Below are 16313 nucleotides of genomic sequence, written 5' to 3' on the forward strand. Positions count from 1 at the left end.
GGCGACGGCGGCGAGTGCGGTGGCGCTGGCTCTCGTGGCAACCGCCTGCTCGTCCGGGGATTCCGGCACGCAGGTCGAGGGAATGTGCGGCCCGTCCGCCGACTCGAGTGCGGGCAAGTCGCTGCGTGAGGTGCTGCGGACGGACGACTTCACGGCGGAGGTCCTCAGGTCGGACGACAATTTCGTCCGGGAGTTCAAGAAGGACCTGCGGGAATGGCAGGGGGGCAGGGACTCGACCTCTCCCTCCTTCGTGTGCAAGTACGTGCCGGAGGGCAGCCAGGGCCACGTGCTCCTCGACTTCGCCTGGTCCCCGGCCGACCAGCCGAGCAGGCAACGCGCTCAGAGCGGCAATACGTTCTACGACCTGAACGGTGCCACCGGGGAGATCGGCAACCTCTCCTCGGGGCTCTACGTCAGCTGCGTGCTGGGAGGCGAGCTGAGCGACCCGGCGCGGAAGGCGGTGCTGCGCGCGGACCTGGCACTCACGGTCAACCGGGGCCAGACCGTGGACAAGGCCCGGGAGGCCGAACAGCTCTCGTTCCTCTACTACATGACCCGCGCGGCCACGGAGGTTCTGGGCTGCGAGAACAAGCCCCTGGCGAAGGATCCGGCCGTGAAGCCCCTCACCGAAAGCAGTCCGTCATGAGTCAGTCGAAGCACCGTGCGCTCGGCCTCACGTGCGCCGTTCTCCTGGCCACGCTCGTCGGCTGTGGGGGCGGCGGCGGAGCGGACGCCGGGGGCTCCCTCGGTGTCGACCGGGTGGTCGAGCTCGCCGAGGGGGTCGGCAAGGACGGCGCGGACGCGTGCCCGATCCCGTACGACGCGGGCAAGGCGGCCGAGGCGGCGAAGGTCGGCGAGGGTATCGAGGCCGGCGCGGCGGGGGCTGAGGCGGGCAAGCCGATGGCGACCGGCGAGGGCGGGAAGACGTCGGATCCGCAGTCGGCCTTCGCGGGCAAGCCGGGTGGGCTCATCTCCTGCTCGTACCACGTCGGCGGCGAGGACCTGACGATCCACACCGTCGGTACGGAAGCGGGCAGTGCGATCAATATTCTCCTGCCCACCGCTCAGAACGCCGGCAGCATGTCCGTCGAGGACGTGAAGGCCTTCCACGCGAAGGCCGCCGACGCGAAGTTCGGCGAGCCCGCGGCGAGCAGGGGCGGAAACGTGGTGACCGTCCGGCTCGACTCCGGTGGCAAGGGTGACGTGGCCCTGCTGCTGACCGTCGGCGAGGAGGACAAGAGCGCTCTGAAGCCGGAACAGGTACAGGAGCTGGCGCGGACCTTCGCCGCGCAGGCGAAGTGAATCTGACGGTTCCGTCTGACACGAGGCTCGTCGGGGGTCGATCATTGAGCCGCGACGACGTTCCACCCGCACTAAGGAGCAGAGACTGATGGGCACTCAGCAGGAGAAGGACGAGCTGTACGCGCTCGACATCAGCGACGTCGAGTGGCAGGGCGCGCCCGGCACGAGCCCCGACGAGGAGCGCGTGGAGATCGCCCATCTGCCCGGCGGAGCCGTGGCGATGCGGTCCTCCCTCGACCCCGACACCGTCCTGCGCTACACCGAGGCGGAATGGACGGCGTTCGTCCTGGGCGCGAAGGACGGCGAGTTCGACCTGACGTAGGTCGCCTGCCTGTGTACGTACGAGAAGGGGCCCGTTCCGGCTGGAACGGGCCCCTTCTCGACGCGCGGCGCGAGGGAGGTTCAGAAACCCTCGGTGAACAGGCGCGAGGCCTTGATGTCCGTACCGCGGTAGCTGTCCTTGCCCTGCTCGATCTGCTTGGCGACCAGCTCGAGCCGTTCCTTCATGTCCGTGGCGCGCTTCTTGTACTTGCCCTGGAGGATCACGTACTCCGCGTGGGCCTCACCGTCCCAGGTGTCGGTGACGACCCGGAGGGCGGCGTTCATCTCTTCGAGGTCCTTGATGATGTTCGATGAGACGACCCGGAGGCGGTTCGCCATCTCCTGGACGCTCTCGTACCGGACCTTGGTGTTCTGGTCGATGCCGGACATCGTGCTCTCCTCGGGCTCAGATGTTGTTCAGCGCGGAGTTGTTGGCCTTGAGGGTCTGGAACACCTCGAAGTCGTTCGCCGCGCTCAGGTTCTTGGTCTCGTTGACCGCCGTGAGCAGCACGTTGAGCAGCCGGCGGATGGTGTCGTGGTCCTCGTTGAGGGCCGACTGCGCCGTCTTGAAGCCGGCAGCTCCCGCACCCGTCCAGCCCGCGTGGACCGTTTCGAGGATGTTGGCCATCTCGCGGGCCTGCTTGGAGACCTCTTCACCGGTCTGCATGATCTTGTTCTTGGCCTGGGTTACCGGATCCTCGGCAAGCCCGAACCCACCTGCGGGGCTGGTCATGTGACGCTCCTCGTTGTCGGGAAGGTGCTCGTGCGCGTGCTTGTGCTTGTGCGCGTAGCTCGTGGCTACGCTCTCCTGTTGCGTCTGCCTGCCGCCACGGCGACGCCGATGACGGCGACGACCGCGACGGCACTCACGGCGATGCCCCAGAGCGGAAACCCGCCCTCGTCGGGCCGGGCCGCGGACTCGGGCTTCTTGGAGTCCTGGGTCGGCCCGTTGGTGCCGCTTGCCCCCGTGCTGTCAGGAGAGGGGGAAGTCTGAGGTGTGGGCGACTGCGACTGCTGCTGCTTCTGCGCGGCGAGCAGCGGGTTGACGTCGGGGTCGCCCGGGTTGCCCTTGCCCTCCAGGAGGATCTGGGCGGGCCGGACGGAGCCGTAGCCGATGTACTTGTCGGGCACCGCGCCCACGTGGCCGGCGGTCTCCATCATGACGCGGAGGACCTGGTTGGCGGTCCAGTCGGGGTGCGCGGACCAGATGAGGGCGGCGGTGCCGGAGGCGATGGCGGTGGCTTGGCTTGTGCCCTCATGGGCGCAGTACTTCGACTTGTCTGCGGTGCAGAGGCCCGGGATTTCGACGCCCGGGGCAGCGAGGGCGAGGTGCGGGCCGTAGCTGGAGAAATTGGCGACCTTGCCCTTGGTGTCCAGAGCTCCGACAGCTACCACGCCGGGGATGGATGAGGGGTAGTCCTGGTAGGTCTCGGACCCAGAGTTCCCCGATGCCGCAAAGACCAAAGTGCCCTTCCCAAGGGCGTAGTCCACAGCCGCCTGCCACTCCGGGGCCTCGGATTCGTCGGCTCCGCCGCCCATGGAGATGCTGATGACGCGCGCGCCCTTGTCCACGGCGTAGCGAATTGCCTTCGCTCCTTGCTTCGCAAGGCCGAAGGTGGCGCCCTCCCCCACCTTCACCGGCAGGACCTTGGCGCTGGGTGCAATGCCCTTCACTCCACCGTTGGCCCCGCTGCCCGCGATGGCGATGGCCATGTTCGTGCCGTGGCGTTCCGTGTCCGTACGGCCATCGCCCCCACCGGCGTCGTAGAAGTTCGCGCCGGACAGAACCTGCCCGCGAAGTTCCGCCACCGTGGAATCCACCCCGGTGTCGAGCACCGCGACGGTCATTCCCTTGCCCGTGGCCACCTTCCACAGGTCGTCGGCCTTCATCGCGTCCAAGTACCACTGACGCCCGCGCATGTCTTCCGCCTGCGCGGCCGGCGCCGCGACGGTCCACGTCGCGACGACGGCGGTCATGGCGCCGAGCAGGCCGACCGCACGGCTGCGGAAGGCACGAGCAAGCGGGGACATGTGCGAAGGACTCCTAGTCGATGACGGGCGGGACGATCTGACGCTGGCCAGGGGCCCACGTCTCCTCGTCCTCGGTCAGATAGTCGGGGCGGGAGCGGGTTGCGCGGCGCTCGTCCTCGCCCCGCTCGGACGAGGTCGGTCGGACGAGTCCGGTGCCGCCGGGGGTGAACGCCCGCCCGCTGGAACCGGTGGGATTCCCGACGGTTCCACCCGGCTGCATGGCCAGCCGACGGCCCGCCGCGCCGCCCGTGTTACCGCCCGGCGCACCGTGCATTCCGGCGCCAGGACCGTGCATTCCACCCGCGCCCCGACCGTACTGGCTGGCACGCTCCTCGCCGATCACAGGGCCCATCGGAAGCCGAGGTCCTTGGCCGGGCAGGCCTGTTCGACCGGGTACCTGACGGCCGCCGGTGATGCCCTCTGCGCGGGGCGGGATGCCAAGGGGGCTGGGGCCCTTCAGGCCGCCGTTCGCAGGGCCCGGGAGTCCCGGGTTGGCGCGAGGCGGACCAGCTGTCGGCTGAGGGCCGACCGGCGGAGCGAGGGGCGGCAACGGAGGAGTGGGGCCGACCGTCGTGACCGGCGGCGCGGTGGGCGGCTGCGCGGGGGTACGCGGCGGAGCCTCCGGCGTGATGGTCACTGAGTCGAGGTTCGTGTTCACCTCGTTCTCCGGGCGCTTCGTCGCAGCAGGAGGCAGCGACACGTCAGGGGTCGTGCGGCTCGGGGTCGCGGCGTCGGGGGTACGGGAAGAGGAGGACTCGCCATACGCCGACCCCCCGCCGGACGAGGAGGCGTAGGTGCTGGCGTTGCTGCCGCCTCCGGTCCCGTACTGGTGCTCGTTCCCGCCGCGGATCGCTGTGATCGGCTTGAACTCCGGCTCCCGCTCCGCCCCCATCCGATTCCGCGTCGCGTCGTAGTACGACGACAGCCGCTCCAGCTGGTGGATCGCCTCCTGGAGCTTCGGGCCCGTCTCCGACTCGATGCGGGCCTTCTCCTTCTCAGGGTCCGCGAAGCACATGCCCGCCGGCTTCGGGACGGCGGCCTTCGCCTCGGAGAGGGCCTGGCCCGCGCGTTGCATCTCGTCCGCGACGACCTTGGTGAAGTCGCCGAGGACCAGGGTTTCGGAGACCATGCCCGCGCCCCAGGTGCGGAAGGCGTTGCCGCCCTCGCCCTCCCACTGGACGCGGCCGATGTAGAGCCGCAGGTCGGCGGCGATCTCAAGGATCTTCGGCACCGCCGACGCCAGCGCCGAGCCGGTGGTCGTGATCTCCTCCGGCTTGGCGGACGCGATCATCGCGTACAGGGCGTCCAGGGACTTCCCCTCGAACTCTCCTGCCATGTCTTGCCACTCCCCCGTTAGCTGAATCCGCCGGAATCGCCGGTGCCGCCCGTGTCCTTGGTGGGCTGCTCGGGCTTGTCCTTGTCGGTGCCCGTTCCCTCGCCGCCCTGGCGTTCGCGGTACTCCTGCTGCGTGCGCTTCTGGATCGCCGCGTACCGCTCGCGTTCCTCCTCGTCCACGCCCGTGTAGCCCTTGTCGGCGATCGTGGCCGCGAGGCCCATGCCCTCGATCGTCTCGCCGAACGTCCGCGTCAGTTCTTCGAGTCGCGTGCGTACCTTTTCGTACGCGCTGTGCAGTTCCGTCGCGGCGGTGAAGCCCGTGCCGTACGACGCGGCCGTGACCTTCTGCTCGCCGATCTTCGTGTGCTCGGCGGGCGAACCCTTCAGTTCCTCGACGAGCTTCTGCATGCGTGCGTAGAAGCTCTGGAGAGTCACTTCTCCGACTTCCAGCCCCTGCTTGCCGCCCCCGGCCGGCCCTTCCACGTCAGTGCCCCCTCGTCAGGCTCATGAACTCGTTCACCACTCTAGCCATTTGGTACGACAGTTCCAATTGCAAAGTCGTATCGGAGACGCGGGTCACCTGGCCGCCCTTCGGCTCCGTCGTCGGCTGTCCCTGATCACCGTCGCCGTGCCCGCGACCACGGCCACCAGGACGACGCCGACGCCCAAGGCGTAGGTGCCGAGGCGCTCCGCGCGTTCCTGGGACGTTTCCGTCATCGCCAGGTGGGCGGGTTCCGGGGCAGGTGGCTTGGGTGGGCCCGGGTCGGGGGTGGGTTCGGTCGGTGCCGGTTCGGGGGCGTCGGACAGGGCCCGTACCGGGTCCACCACGCCCCAACCCACGTGGTTGTCGCGGCCGTTGATCGACCGTACCGCCGTCTGTTCGATGCGGGCCACGATCTGGGCCGGGGTCCACTTGGGGTGCTTGGCGCGCAGCAGCGCGGCGACGCCTGAGACGTACGGGGCCGAGAAGCTGGTGCCGTTGTCGACGCACTGGCCGCCGCCCGGGACGGTGGAGACCATGTCGACGCCGGGCGCCGCGACGCCCACGAACGTGCCCGACTGGGAGAACTCCGCGCGCTCGTTGTCGCGGTCGGAGGAGGCGACGGCGAGGACCCCGGGGAAGGCCGCGGGGTAGGTGTTCTTGAGTTTGCCGTCCATGCCGTCGTTGCCCGCCGAGGCGACCACCACGATGTCCTTCGCCAGGGCGCGGGCCACCGCCTTGCCCATCGCGGAGTCGGGGCTCAGCGGCTGCGTGGTGTCCTGCGAGATGTTGATGACGTGGGCGTCCTGGTCGACGGCGTGGTCGATCGCCAGGGCCATCGTGTCGGACTTGCCGCTGTTCTTCTCGTCGTTCTGGCGGATCGGGATGATCGTCGCCTCGGGGGCGAGCCCGACGAAGCCGGTGCCCGCGCGGGGGCGGGCGGCGATGATGCCCGCCACCTTGGTGCCGTGGCCGACCTCGTCGACGGTGCCGTCCGTCTTGCCGCGCTTGTCGTCCCCCGAGCCCGGGTTGTCCTTGTCCGGCTTGAGGTAGTCCTTGCCCGCCTTGGCGTCGACCGCCGTCTTCAGCTGCGGGTTGACGTCGTCGACCCCCGTGTCGATGACCGCGACCCGGATCCCCTTGCCCTTGGTGTCCTGCCAGAGCTCGTCCAGGAGGACCCGCTGGAGCGACCAGGGGATGCCCTCGATCTGCTTCTTCATCGGGAAGGTGCACTCGCCGCTGCCGTTCAGACCCACAGGGGCGGCAGGGGTTGCTTCCGCCGCCCCCGCTTGCGGGGCCGCCAGCACCGCCGTCAGCGTCGTGACCGTGAGCAGGGCCGCCTTGAGGTACGTCACGTGTGTCACCACCGGTGTCATCGCCCTACGAACCCTGCGGCTGGCGCGCGCTGTTGGTGTCGAGCCTCGGCCCCTTGGAGAGGAACTCCGACCACGCCATCGGGACGAGGACCGGCGTGACCTTCTCGTAGCCGAGACGGGTCTGGGCCTCGCTCGGTTCCGGGCGGCCGTCCGTCTGCTGGGGTCGGTCTCCGCCGCCGATGTCGGAGTGGGCGGCGTCGCTGTCCCCGTTCGCCTGCACCGCGTAGCGCAGTCCGGTGTCGGTGACGAGGAAGAGCGAGCCGTCGGGCTTGGTCTGGTTGCCCTGGACCTGGGTGTAGAGCAGGCCGCTGCCGGGGGTGACGTACGTACTGGTGCCGCCGGCCGTGATCTCGGCCGGGTACTTCGTACCGGCCCAGGTGGTGAGGATGGAGCCGCCCTTGTCGTCGACGTGGTTGAGCACGCTGCAGACGGTGTCCCGGGCGCCGGCGCCGGTCGTGGTGTTGACCTGCTCCGACTTGCGGGACGGCCAGCGGTACTGGGTGCCGAAGGTGGTGGCGTCCGGTGTGAAGGAGGCCGCGTCGACGGTGTTCACCCGGCCGTCCATGTCGAGCGGGTCGGTCTGCGGGGAGTTGATGAGCAGCCAGGCCGTGAACTCGGAGACGGGCTGGACCTTGCCGGGCAGGACGACGTAGTGCTGCGGTCCGGAACCGGTCTGGGCGAGCAGGACCATGCCGACCCGGTCCTCGGTCTGGGAGAGTCCGCCGCCGACGCCGGCGTCCGTGCCGACCTGGCCGGGGATCCGCGGGAACGCGATCGGGCTGCCGGTGTGCAGGGTGGCCAGCCAGTCGTCGGTGACCTGCTGCGGTTGCTTGTTGAGGCCGACGAGGGCGGTGGTGAGTCCGGCGGACTCGTCGGGCGCGCCCGGAATCAGGTACTTCGTACCGCGGTGGTCGATGAGGTAGCGGGCGCTGCCCTTCTGTCCCTTGACGTACATGACCTGTCCGTCCTTCAACTGCCCCGCCCCCTCGGTACGGCTGAAGTCGCGCTGGGCGAAGACGAAGGTGGCCTTCTGGACGCTGCTCCCCTTGCCGCCGCCGGGCTGTTCGCACACGGCCCACCGCTTGGCGGTGCCGGCGTCGCCCGGCGAGGGGAGCCGGTCCGGCGCGTACGGGATGCCGAGGATCGGTCCGCGGGGCGGGTTGCCGCCGTCGAGCACCTCGTCGGCGACCTGGATGACCGAGAAGGACTGGGGCGTGAGGAGGAGCCGGGCGGAGGCGAGGTTCAGGACGGGGTGCAGCAGGGTCTTGCTGTCCTTGCCCTTGCCGGTGGTGAGCACCACGTAGCGGGTGGTCGACTGCTTTCCGACGATCACCTTCGTGCCGGGCTTGTCCCAGCCCTTGGGTGCCTTGGGGCTGAACATGCCCCAGGCGCCGAAACCGGCCAGGACCAGCGCGCCGACGATGAGCCCGGGCACGACCGCGCGCAGCGGCCTCGGCGCCCCCTCCTCCGTACCGGAGGGAGAAGGTTGGAGGAATGCGGCCACCGTGCGCTTCTTCGCAAAGGTGTACGCGTTGAGCTCATCCCGCCGTGATGCCATGAGTCCCCATTTTTCGTCAGGCGCAGTCTTCGCCGATGCCTCCGGGGGGCGTGGCACCCGGGCTCCGGCTGTCGGACCGGCCCCCTACTATGCCTGCTGTCCCCCGGCGCCTGGGGGGCGGGTAGGGTGATCGGGCCGCCAAAGCCCTGGCAGGCCAGGGTGATCGGGACGAATTTGGGGGGATTCTCCATGATGGCATCCGCGACGCGGACGCGGTCCGCGGCGGCCAGGCCCTCCTCCCGTTCCGCCACACCCCCCACCACCGGCGCGTCGGCGGCCGTCTCGCCCCGCCTCCAGGCACGTCCGGGACACTTCGGATCGTTCCGATTGCAACAACTCGTACTGATTGAGGGCGCGGCCGCTCTGCTGCTCGTGGCGTGGGTCGTCGAACCGATGCTCCTGGTCCCTGCCGGACTCCTCGCCGCGGTGCTCGTCCTGCTCGCGGTGGTGCGTCGGCACCGCCGCTCGATGCCGGAGTGGCTCGGCACGTTCCTCACCCTGCGGGCGCGTACGCGGCGGGCGGCCTCCTTCGTCGTCCCCGAGGGCACGGAACCGGGTCTCGCCCCGGTCGTGGAGTGCGATCCGGCGCTGCGCACGTACGCGTACAGCGACCGGGAACGCCGTCCTGTCGGGATGATCGGCGACGGTACGTTCCTCACGGTGCTCGTCCGGGTCGACTCGGAGGCCACGGCGCTGCGCCCGGACCGCTCGGCGCGGCCGCTGCCGGTCGGACTCGTCCGTGACGTCCTGGACGTGGACGGGATCCGGCTGGAGTCCGCGCAGATCGTGCAGCACACCCAGCCCGCGCCCGCCCCGCATCTGCCCGCGCAGTCGATGGCCGCACGCAACTACGCCCCGCTGCAGGCGCAGACGGGCTCTCCGGCGGTACGCGTGACGTGGGTCGCACTGAAGCTGGACCCGGAGCTGTGCCCGGAGGCCGTCGCCGCGCGCGGTGGCGGCCTGGAGGGCGCGCAGAAGTGCGTGGTGCGGGCCGCGGACCAGTTGGCGAGCCGGCTCGCGGGTGCCGGGTTCCGGGCGACCGTGCTCACGGAGCAGGAACTGACCGCCGCGCTCGCCACCTCGACCTGTGCGAGCCCGATGGCGATCACGCAGGCGGGACGCGGCCAGGCGCAGGCCCGGCGGACCCAGGAGACCGCGCGGACCTGGCGGGTCGACGACCGCCGCCACACGACGTACTGGGTGGGGCGCTGGCCGCACCTCGGGGGCGCGGGCGGTCCCGGCGCGTCGATGCCGCAGCTGATCGCGCTGCTGACCTCGCTTCCCGCGCTCGCGACGACGTTCAGCCTGACGTTGAGCGGCGGCGACCGCCAGGAGGTGACGGTGGCCGGGCACGTACGGATCACCGGGCGCAGCGACGAGGAGCTGGTGACGGCACGGCACGAGCTGGAGCGGGCGGCGCGTGGGGTGAAGACGGGCCTGGTACGGCTCGACCGCGAACAGGTTCCGGGAATGCTGGCTTCGCTGCCGCTCGGGGGTGCGCGCTGATGTCCTTGTCCCCGACGAATCGTCGGTCCGGTCGGAGCACTCGGGGTACGGGGCGGGGTGCACGGCCCCGGTTCGGCTTCGGGCTCATCGGGCCGCGCCGCGACCGGCACTCCGTACAGCTGGATCAGCTCGGCGCACTGAGCCTGCCCGTGGGTGACGACGGCGTGGTCATCGGCGTCGACGCCGAGGGGCGGCCCGCCGTCCTGGGCATCAACCGGCCCACTCCGTACGACGTGACGCTCATCGGCGGTCTGTGGACGGCCCAGGTGATGGCGTTGCGGGCGGCCGCGACCGGTGCGCGGGTCGCCGTGGAGACCGGCCGGGCGCAGGTCTGGACGACGCTCGCGCAGGCCGCGGGCGGCGGTCAGCCGTGCATCACGCTGCACGACGTCGGCCGGGTCCCGCCGCAGGGCGCGTCGGCCGGGAGCCCGGTGGTCGTGGTGCGGGACTGCGGCATGCGTCCGCCGCGCGGCCGGGTCGTGTCGGGGCCCTGGCAGTCGGTGGTGACGCTGCTGCCGTATCTGAGCCCGGTGGCACCGCGCCTGATGGAGAAGTCCTCCCTCGTGGGGATCCAGCGGGTCTCGCCGGACGAGGCCGCGCAGATCGGCCGGCTCATGGGGCTGCCGGGCGCGGAGTCGGAGGCGTTGTCGACACTGGCCGACGGGGTGACCCTGTGGTGTACCCCGGGTGACCGCCAGTTCGTCATGACACAGGCGACGGACGCCGAGACCGGATTGTTGGGCGGCGCGCGGCGGATGGACTGACCCGGGAGCGCGCCACCAAGTCCGTCCGTTTTTGTATGGATTTGGAGCGTCTCTTGACGCTGTGGATTTCACTCTGCGGCGCGGGCAGGTCACTTGGGGGCGATACGTGACCTAGGGGACAGGCGTGTGCGGGCGGTCGGGCCTGCCCGACGGACACGGTTGGCGTTTAGGGTGGGAGGTGCCCGCCCACGACAGCACAAGGGTGCGCGACCACACCAGGAGGCAAAGTGAACGGCGATCGGGACGAGATCCACGGGGGTTGGAATCCACCCGCCGATGATCAGTCCGACGCGGATCCCGCCGAGATGACGGGTGAGTTCACCATCGACTACACCCCTCCGGCCTGGTACACGCAGAACGCGGGGGGAACGAGCGGTGCGGGTGACGTGACCCCGCCGCCGCCGAGCGATGTGCCCGTTGCCGTCCCGGGGCTCCCGGCGGGCAGCGGCTTCGAACCCAACGTGCCCAACCCCACGGCTCCGCCCGCTCCGCAGGCTCCGCACACCCCGCAGGCTCCGGTTCAGCCCGCGCCGCCGGTTCAGCCGACGGCCCCTGGTCAGCCGGGGCCGGTGCAGCCAGGTGCGGTGCAGCCCGGGCCGGTACAGCCGGGCTCCGTTCAGCCTGGTCCGGTGCAGCCTGGTCCGGTGCAGCCCGGCGCTGCTCCGGTCGCTCCCGCCGCTCCTGTCGCTTCCGCCGCGTCTGCCGACGGCGGGTCGCCCGGCAGTGGGGACGTGGAGAGCGGCGCGACGATGCGCTTCTCCTCGGCCGCGCTCCGGCGCGAGATGGCGGAGATCGCCGAGCGCGCTGCGACGGGTGCCCCGGCGGCGCCCGACGCGAACCCGTCCGGCGAGGCCACGGGCTCGGCCCCCGGCGGCGCCGCCGAGCCGACCGCCGAAGCCGGCGAGGCGTCCGCCCCCGCTGCCGACCAAGCCCCTCAGCCGGACAGCGGCTACGCGCTCGCGCTGCCCACGCCCGCTGCCCCTGCCTCTGCCCCTGAGGACGAGGCTCCGCAGTCGGCCGCGTCGTCGAGCGAGGACGCCCGGCCGAGCGACTCCGCACCTGCGGGCCAGGAGCCCCAGCCGGTCGACGCGGGGGCCGTCGCGCCGCCCGCCGCCGAGCCGCAGGACGCTCCCCCGGCGGCTCCGGCGCCGGCCCCACTGCCGACCCCCCTGCCGGCCCCGCTGCCGCCCGCGAGCCCCGGCGCCCCGCAGGGCGCCGACGGCCTGCCGCCGCTGCCGCCGTCGTTCCAGCCCGCGGCTCCGCCCGCCGTACCGCAGTGGCCCGCCCAGGCGCCCACGGGCGACCAGCCCGCGCCGCCGCAGCCCGCCGTGCCGCAGCCGGCCGACTGGTCGGCCCAGCCGACTCCCGTACCTCCGCAGGGCGGTTACGGCTTCCCCCAGCCCAACCCGGCCCTGCCGCAGCCCATCCCGCCGCAGACCCCTGACGCCCCCGCACCGCAGGGCGGGTACGGATTCCCGCAGCCGGGCCAGGCCCCGGTCCAGCCGACTCCCGTGCCGCCGCAGGGCGGGTACGGATTCCCGCAGCCCAACCAGGCCCTGCCGCAGCCGATCCCGCCCCAGGCGGCCGACGCCCCTGCGCCCCAGCCCGGTTACGGCTTCCCGCAGCCCAGCCAGGCGCTGCCGCAGCCCATCCCGCCCCAGGCGGCCGACGCTCCCGCGCCCCAGCCCGGTTACGGCTTCCCCCAGCCGCAGCCGCAGCCCGCTCCCGTACCCCCGCAGGCGCAGGCACCGGCCCAGCCGCAGGCACCGGCGCAGGGCGGGTACGGCTTCCCGCAGCCCAACCCGGCCCTGCCGCAGCCCATCCCGCCGCAGACGCCTGACGCCCCTGCACCGCAGGGTGGGTACGGCTTCCCGCACCCCGGAGCGCAGCCCGCGCCGCAGCAGCCGCAGGCTCCTCAGGCGGCCATGCCCGCGCCCGTGCCGCAGCAGGCTCAGCAGGCGCCGCAGCCGCAGCCGCAGCCCCAGCCCCAGCACGACGGGCAGATGCCGCCGCAGACGCCCGTCGACCCGCGCAGCGGTGCCGGTTGGCCCACGCCCGTCGCGCACGACCAGCGCGAGCGGTCCGTGCCGGGCGCTCCGCTCGGGTACACCGCCGCCGTCGAGCTCTCCTCCGACCGGCTGCTGCGCAACAACAAGCAGAAGGCCAAGTCGAGCCGGAACCCCGGCCCCTCCGCCCGCTTCAAGCTCGGCGGCAAGCGCGAGGAGGCCGAGCGGCAGCGGAAGCTCGACCTGATCCGTACGCCCGTCCTGTCCTGCTACCGGATCGCGGTCATCTCCCTCAAGGGCGGTGTCGGCAAGACCACGACGACCACCGCACTGGGCGCGACCCTGGCCACCGAGCGGCAGGACAAGATCCTCGCCATCGACGCCAACCCCGACGCCGGCACGCTCGGCCGCCGGGTGCGGCGCGAGACCGGGGCCACCATCCGTGACCTCGTGCAGGCGATCCCGTACCTCCACTCGTACATGGACATCCGCCGCTTCACCTCGCAGGCGCCCTCCGGTCTGGAGATCCTCGCCAACGACGTGGACCCGGCCGTCTCGACGACGTTCAACGACGAGGACTACCGGCGGGCGATCGACGTCCTGGGCAAGCAGTACCCGATCATCCTCACCGACTCCGGCACCGGTCTGCTCTACAGCGCCATGCGCGGTGTGCTCGACCTCGCCGACCAGCTGATCATCATCTCCACGCCGTCCGTCGACGGTGCCTCCAGCGCGTCGACCACGCTCGACTGGCTCTCCGCGCACGGGTACGCGGAGCTCGTGCAGCGCTCGATCACGGTCATCTCCGGGGTCCGCGAGACCGGCAAGATGATCAAGGTCGACGACATCGTGCAGCACTTCCAGACGCGTTGCCGGGGAGTCGTCGTCGTACCGTTCGACGAGCACCTGTCGGCCGGCGCCGAGGTCGACCTCGACATGATGCGGCCGAAGACGCGCGAGGCGTACTTCCACCTGTCGGCGATGGTGGCCGAGGACTTCGTCCGGGCCCAGCAGGTGCAGGGGCTGTGGACGGGCGGCGACGCGGGCCAGGCCGGCCAGGTGGGCCAGGGCGGCGCCGTACCGCCACACATGGCCCCGCCGGTCGCGGGCCAGCAGGTCCCGGGCCAGCAGATGCCCGGTCAGCCGATGCCCGGTCAGCCCATGCCCGGTCAGCAGCCGTACCCCCAGCAGCCGATGCCGGGTCAGCCCATGCCCGGTCAGCCGATGCCGGGGCAGGCCGCCCCGGGCCAGCCGATGCCCGGCCAGGCCGACTCCGGTCAGCAGCCGTACCCGCCGCAGCAGGGACAGCCGTACGCGCCCCAGCCGTACCCCCAGCCCCAGCCCTACCCGCAGGCCCCGGGGCTGCCGCAGCCCTACCCGCCGCAGCACGACCAGGCCGGCCAGCCGGGCCAGCCCGGTGTCCCCCAGGGCTGGCAGCAGCCCCCGGCGCAGGCGCAGGCGCAGCCCGCGCCGGTCGATCCGAACGCTCCCGCGCCTCCGCCCGGTTGGCCGCAGCAGGCTCCGCAGACGCCTCCGCAGGCTCCGCCAGCCCCTCAGCAGTAAGGCGTCATAGGAGTAGACCAATGAGGCCCCGCACCGGCTCCCCGGTGCGGGGCCTTCTTGTATTCCCGCAGCCCACAAGGGGTTTGAGTCATCGTTGACGACCCTCGTCCACCGCTGATAGACCTTCGCTTCACCAGTTGGCGCCCAAGATCCACGACGCGAGGTACGTCCTATGGTCATGGTCACGAAGGTCCCGCCCCGCCCCGCCGCCCCCCGAAGAATCGCTTCTCGACGGCTCCCCCGGCTGCTCCTCGCCGCAGGCGTCGCCGCCACCACGCTCCTGGCCGTACCGCAGGTCACGGCCCCGCCCGCGCAGGCGGCGGACGGTGACGCGAAGAGCGGCGGCACCACCCTCACCGTCGCCGTCTCGCAGAGCGTCGACTCCCTGAGTCCGTTCCTCGCCCAGAAGCTCGTCTCGACCAGCATCCACCGTTTGGCGTACGAGTACCTGACGAACTACGACGCGAAGGACGCCAAGCCGATCCCGGGTCTGGCGACCGAGTGGACGTCCTCGGCCGACAAGCTGACCTGGACGTACACGATCCGCAAGGACTCGAAGTGGTCCGACGGGAAGCAGGCCACCGCCGAGGACGCGGCCTGGACCTTCAACAAGATGATGACGGACGAGAACGCCGCCACCGCGAACGGCAGCTTCACGGCCAACTTCAAGAAGGTCACCGCGCCCGACCCGCAGACCCTCGTCATCGAGCTGAAGAAGCCTCAGGCCACCATGACGGCGCTGGACGTGCCGATCGTGCCCAAGCACGTCTGGGAGAAGGTCGGCGACTTCTCGAAGTTCAACAACGACCAGCAGTTCCCGATCGTCGGCAACGGCCCGTTCGTCATCACGGACTTCAAGGTCGACCAGTACATCAAGATGAAGCCGAACAAGAGCTTCTGGCGGGGCGCCCCCAAGTTCGACGAGCTGGTCTTCAAGTACTACAAGGACGGTGACGCGGCCGTCGCCGCGCTGCAGAAGGGCGAGGTGTCCTTCGTCTCGAACCTGACGCCCGCTCAGGCCGCCGCCCTGAAGACCATGAAGAACATCAAGGTCAACGACGCTCCTGGCCGGCGCTTCTTCGCCATCGCCACCAACCCGGGCGCGCGTTCGAAGGACGGCAAGACCTTCGGCAACGGCCATCCCGCGCTGCTCGACCCGGCCGTCCGCAAGGCGCTCTTCCTCGCCGTCGACCGGACCACGATCGTCGACAAGGTCTTCCAGGGCCACGCCGTCGAGGGCGAGGGCTACATCCCGCCGCGCTTCGACTCGTACTTCTGGAAGCCGGCCGCCGGGCAGAAGCTCGGCCACGACCCGGCCAAGGCGGCCCAGCTCCTGGACCAGGCCGGGTACAAGAAGAACGGCGAGGGGAAGCGGGCCGGCAAGGACGGCAAGCCGCTGGACTTCCGGATCCTCTGCCACGCCACCGACCCGAACGACAAGGCGATCGGCAAGTACCTCCAGGAGTGGTGGGGCGAGCTCGGCATCGGGCTGAAGGTCGAGTGCCTCGACAACGTCGGCGACCCGTGGACCAAGGGCGACTACGACCTGGCCTTCGACGGCTGGTCGGTCAACCCCGACCCGGACTACGTCCTGTCGATCCACACCTGCGGCACCCTGCCGGCGACCCCGAAGGACACCGGCGCCACCGACAACTTCATCTGCGACCCGCAGTTCGACACGCTCTACGCGCAGCAGGCGGTGGAGTACGACGCCGCCAAGCGGGCGGATCTGGTCAAGCGGATGCAGTCCAGGCTGTACGACACGGGGTACATGAACATCATGGCCTACCCGAACGCCCTGGAGGCGTACCGCACGGACCAGATCAAGTCCATCACGACCATGCCGGAGGCCGCCGGCAACCTCTGGGGCCAGGACGGCTACTGGAGCTGGTGGTCGGCCGCGCCCGCGGCGTCCTCGGCCGGGTCCGAGTCCGGGTCCGACGGCGGCTCGTCCACCGGAGTGATCGTCGGCATCGGCGCGGCCGTGGTCGTCGTGGTCGGGTTCGGGATCTTCCTCGGCATGCGGCGCCGCTCCACCGCCGACGACCGCGAGTAGACGGGCGAAGGGCG

The 16313-nt window shown here is 71.1% G+C and carries 14 protein-coding genes; 7 read left to right on the plus strand and 7 right to left on the minus strand.

The window, feature by feature from the left end; genetic code table 11:
• Nucleotides 1-34 precede the first annotated feature (34 nt).
• The 3 genes from ACGFYP_RS26740 to ACGFYP_RS26750 all read left to right on the plus strand — a co-directional run bounded on the left by ACGFYP_RS26740 (nucleotide 35) and on the right by ACGFYP_RS26750 (nucleotide 1624).
• On the plus strand, nucleotides 35-646 hold the full coding sequence (locus ACGFYP_RS26740) for a hypothetical protein (protein ID WP_393498472.1): 612 nt from the start codon (nucleotides 35-37) through the stop codon (nucleotides 644-646).
• Nucleotides 643-1302 carry a hypothetical protein gene (locus ACGFYP_RS26745; protein ID WP_393498475.1) on the plus strand — a complete coding sequence of 220 codons (660 nt, stop codon included), beginning with the start codon at nucleotides 643-645 and terminating at the stop codon, nucleotides 1300-1302. The genes ACGFYP_RS26740 and ACGFYP_RS26745 overlap by 4 nt, the downstream gene beginning before the upstream one ends.
• An 88-nt stretch (nucleotides 1303-1390) precedes the next feature.
• Complete coding sequence (locus tag ACGFYP_RS26750) at nucleotides 1391-1624, plus strand: DUF397 domain-containing protein (protein ID WP_362426872.1); 234 nt, start codon at nucleotides 1391-1393, stop codon at nucleotides 1622-1624.
• A gap of 80 nt (nucleotides 1625-1704) precedes the next feature.
• Here the strand turns inward: ACGFYP_RS26750 and ACGFYP_RS26755 are convergent, their stop codons facing one another.
• From ACGFYP_RS26755 to eccB, 7 genes are all read right to left on the minus strand, one after another.
• Complete coding sequence (locus ACGFYP_RS26755; RefSeq protein WP_392092035.1) at nucleotides 1705-2013, minus strand: WXG100 family type VII secretion target; 309 nt, start codon at nucleotides 2011-2013, stop codon at nucleotides 1705-1707.
• A 16-nt stretch (nucleotides 2014-2029) separates the two neighbouring features.
• Nucleotides 2030-2356 (minus strand): WXG100 family type VII secretion target, encoded by a 327-nt coding sequence (locus tag ACGFYP_RS26760; protein WP_393498480.1) that lies wholly within the window; start codon nucleotides 2354-2356, stop codon nucleotides 2030-2032.
• A gap of 65 nt (nucleotides 2357-2421) precedes the next feature.
• Nucleotides 2422-3600, minus strand: a complete 1179-nt coding sequence (locus ACGFYP_RS26765) for a S8 family serine peptidase (protein ID WP_393498482.1) — start codon at nucleotides 3598-3600, stop codon at nucleotides 2422-2424.
• A 67-nt stretch (nucleotides 3601-3667) separates the two neighbouring features.
• Entirely contained in the window at nucleotides 3668-4990 is a 1323-nt protein-coding gene (locus ACGFYP_RS26770; RefSeq protein ID WP_393498485.1) for a hypothetical protein, read from the minus strand.
• Nucleotides 4991-5007: 17 nt separating this feature from the next.
• Nucleotides 5008-5424, minus strand: a complete 417-nt coding sequence (locus tag ACGFYP_RS26775) for a hypothetical protein (RefSeq protein ID WP_393498488.1) — start codon at nucleotides 5422-5424, stop codon at nucleotides 5008-5010.
• 141 nt (nucleotides 5425-5565) lie between these two features.
• Nucleotides 5566-6846, minus strand: a complete 1281-nt coding sequence (gene mycP / locus ACGFYP_RS26780; RefSeq protein ID WP_393498491.1) for a type VII secretion-associated serine protease mycosin — start codon at nucleotides 6844-6846, stop codon at nucleotides 5566-5568.
• 4 nt (nucleotides 6847-6850) lie between these two features.
• Nucleotides 6851-8404, minus strand: coding sequence for a type VII secretion protein EccB (gene eccB / locus ACGFYP_RS26785; protein ID WP_393498494.1), 1554 nt, complete (start codon nucleotides 8402-8404; stop codon nucleotides 6851-6853).
• 192 nt (nucleotides 8405-8596) lie between these two features.
• On the opposite strand from eccB, the gene eccE reads away from it, so the two are divergent.
• The 4 genes from eccE (at nucleotide 8597) to ACGFYP_RS26805 (ending at nucleotide 16299) form a co-directional block, all read left to right on the plus strand.
• Nucleotides 8597-9910, plus strand: coding sequence for a type VII secretion protein EccE (gene eccE, locus ACGFYP_RS26790; protein WP_393498863.1), 1314 nt, complete (start codon nucleotides 8597-8599; stop codon nucleotides 9908-9910).
• Nucleotides 9910-10674, plus strand: a complete 765-nt coding sequence (locus ACGFYP_RS26795) for a hypothetical protein (protein WP_393498497.1) — start codon at nucleotides 9910-9912, stop codon at nucleotides 10672-10674. Before eccE ends, ACGFYP_RS26795 begins: the two co-directional genes overlap by 1 nt.
• A gap of 227 nt (nucleotides 10675-10901) precedes the next feature.
• Nucleotides 10902-14243, plus strand: coding sequence for an SCO5717 family growth-regulating ATPase (locus tag ACGFYP_RS26800; RefSeq protein WP_393498500.1), 3342 nt, complete (start codon nucleotides 10902-10904; stop codon nucleotides 14241-14243).
• A 178-nt stretch (nucleotides 14244-14421) separates the two neighbouring features.
• The gene (locus ACGFYP_RS26805; RefSeq protein WP_393498866.1) at nucleotides 14422-16299 is read left to right on the plus strand and encodes an ABC transporter substrate-binding protein; all 1878 of its coding nucleotides are present in this window, start codon (nucleotides 14422-14424) and stop codon (nucleotides 16297-16299) included.
• The last annotated feature ends 14 nt before the right edge of the window (nucleotides 16300-16313 follow it).

The sequence above is a fragment of the Streptomyces sp. NPDC048370 genome (assembly GCF_043200825.1).
Taxonomy (GTDB): Bacteria; Actinomycetota; Actinomycetes; order Streptomycetales; family Streptomycetaceae; genus Streptomyces.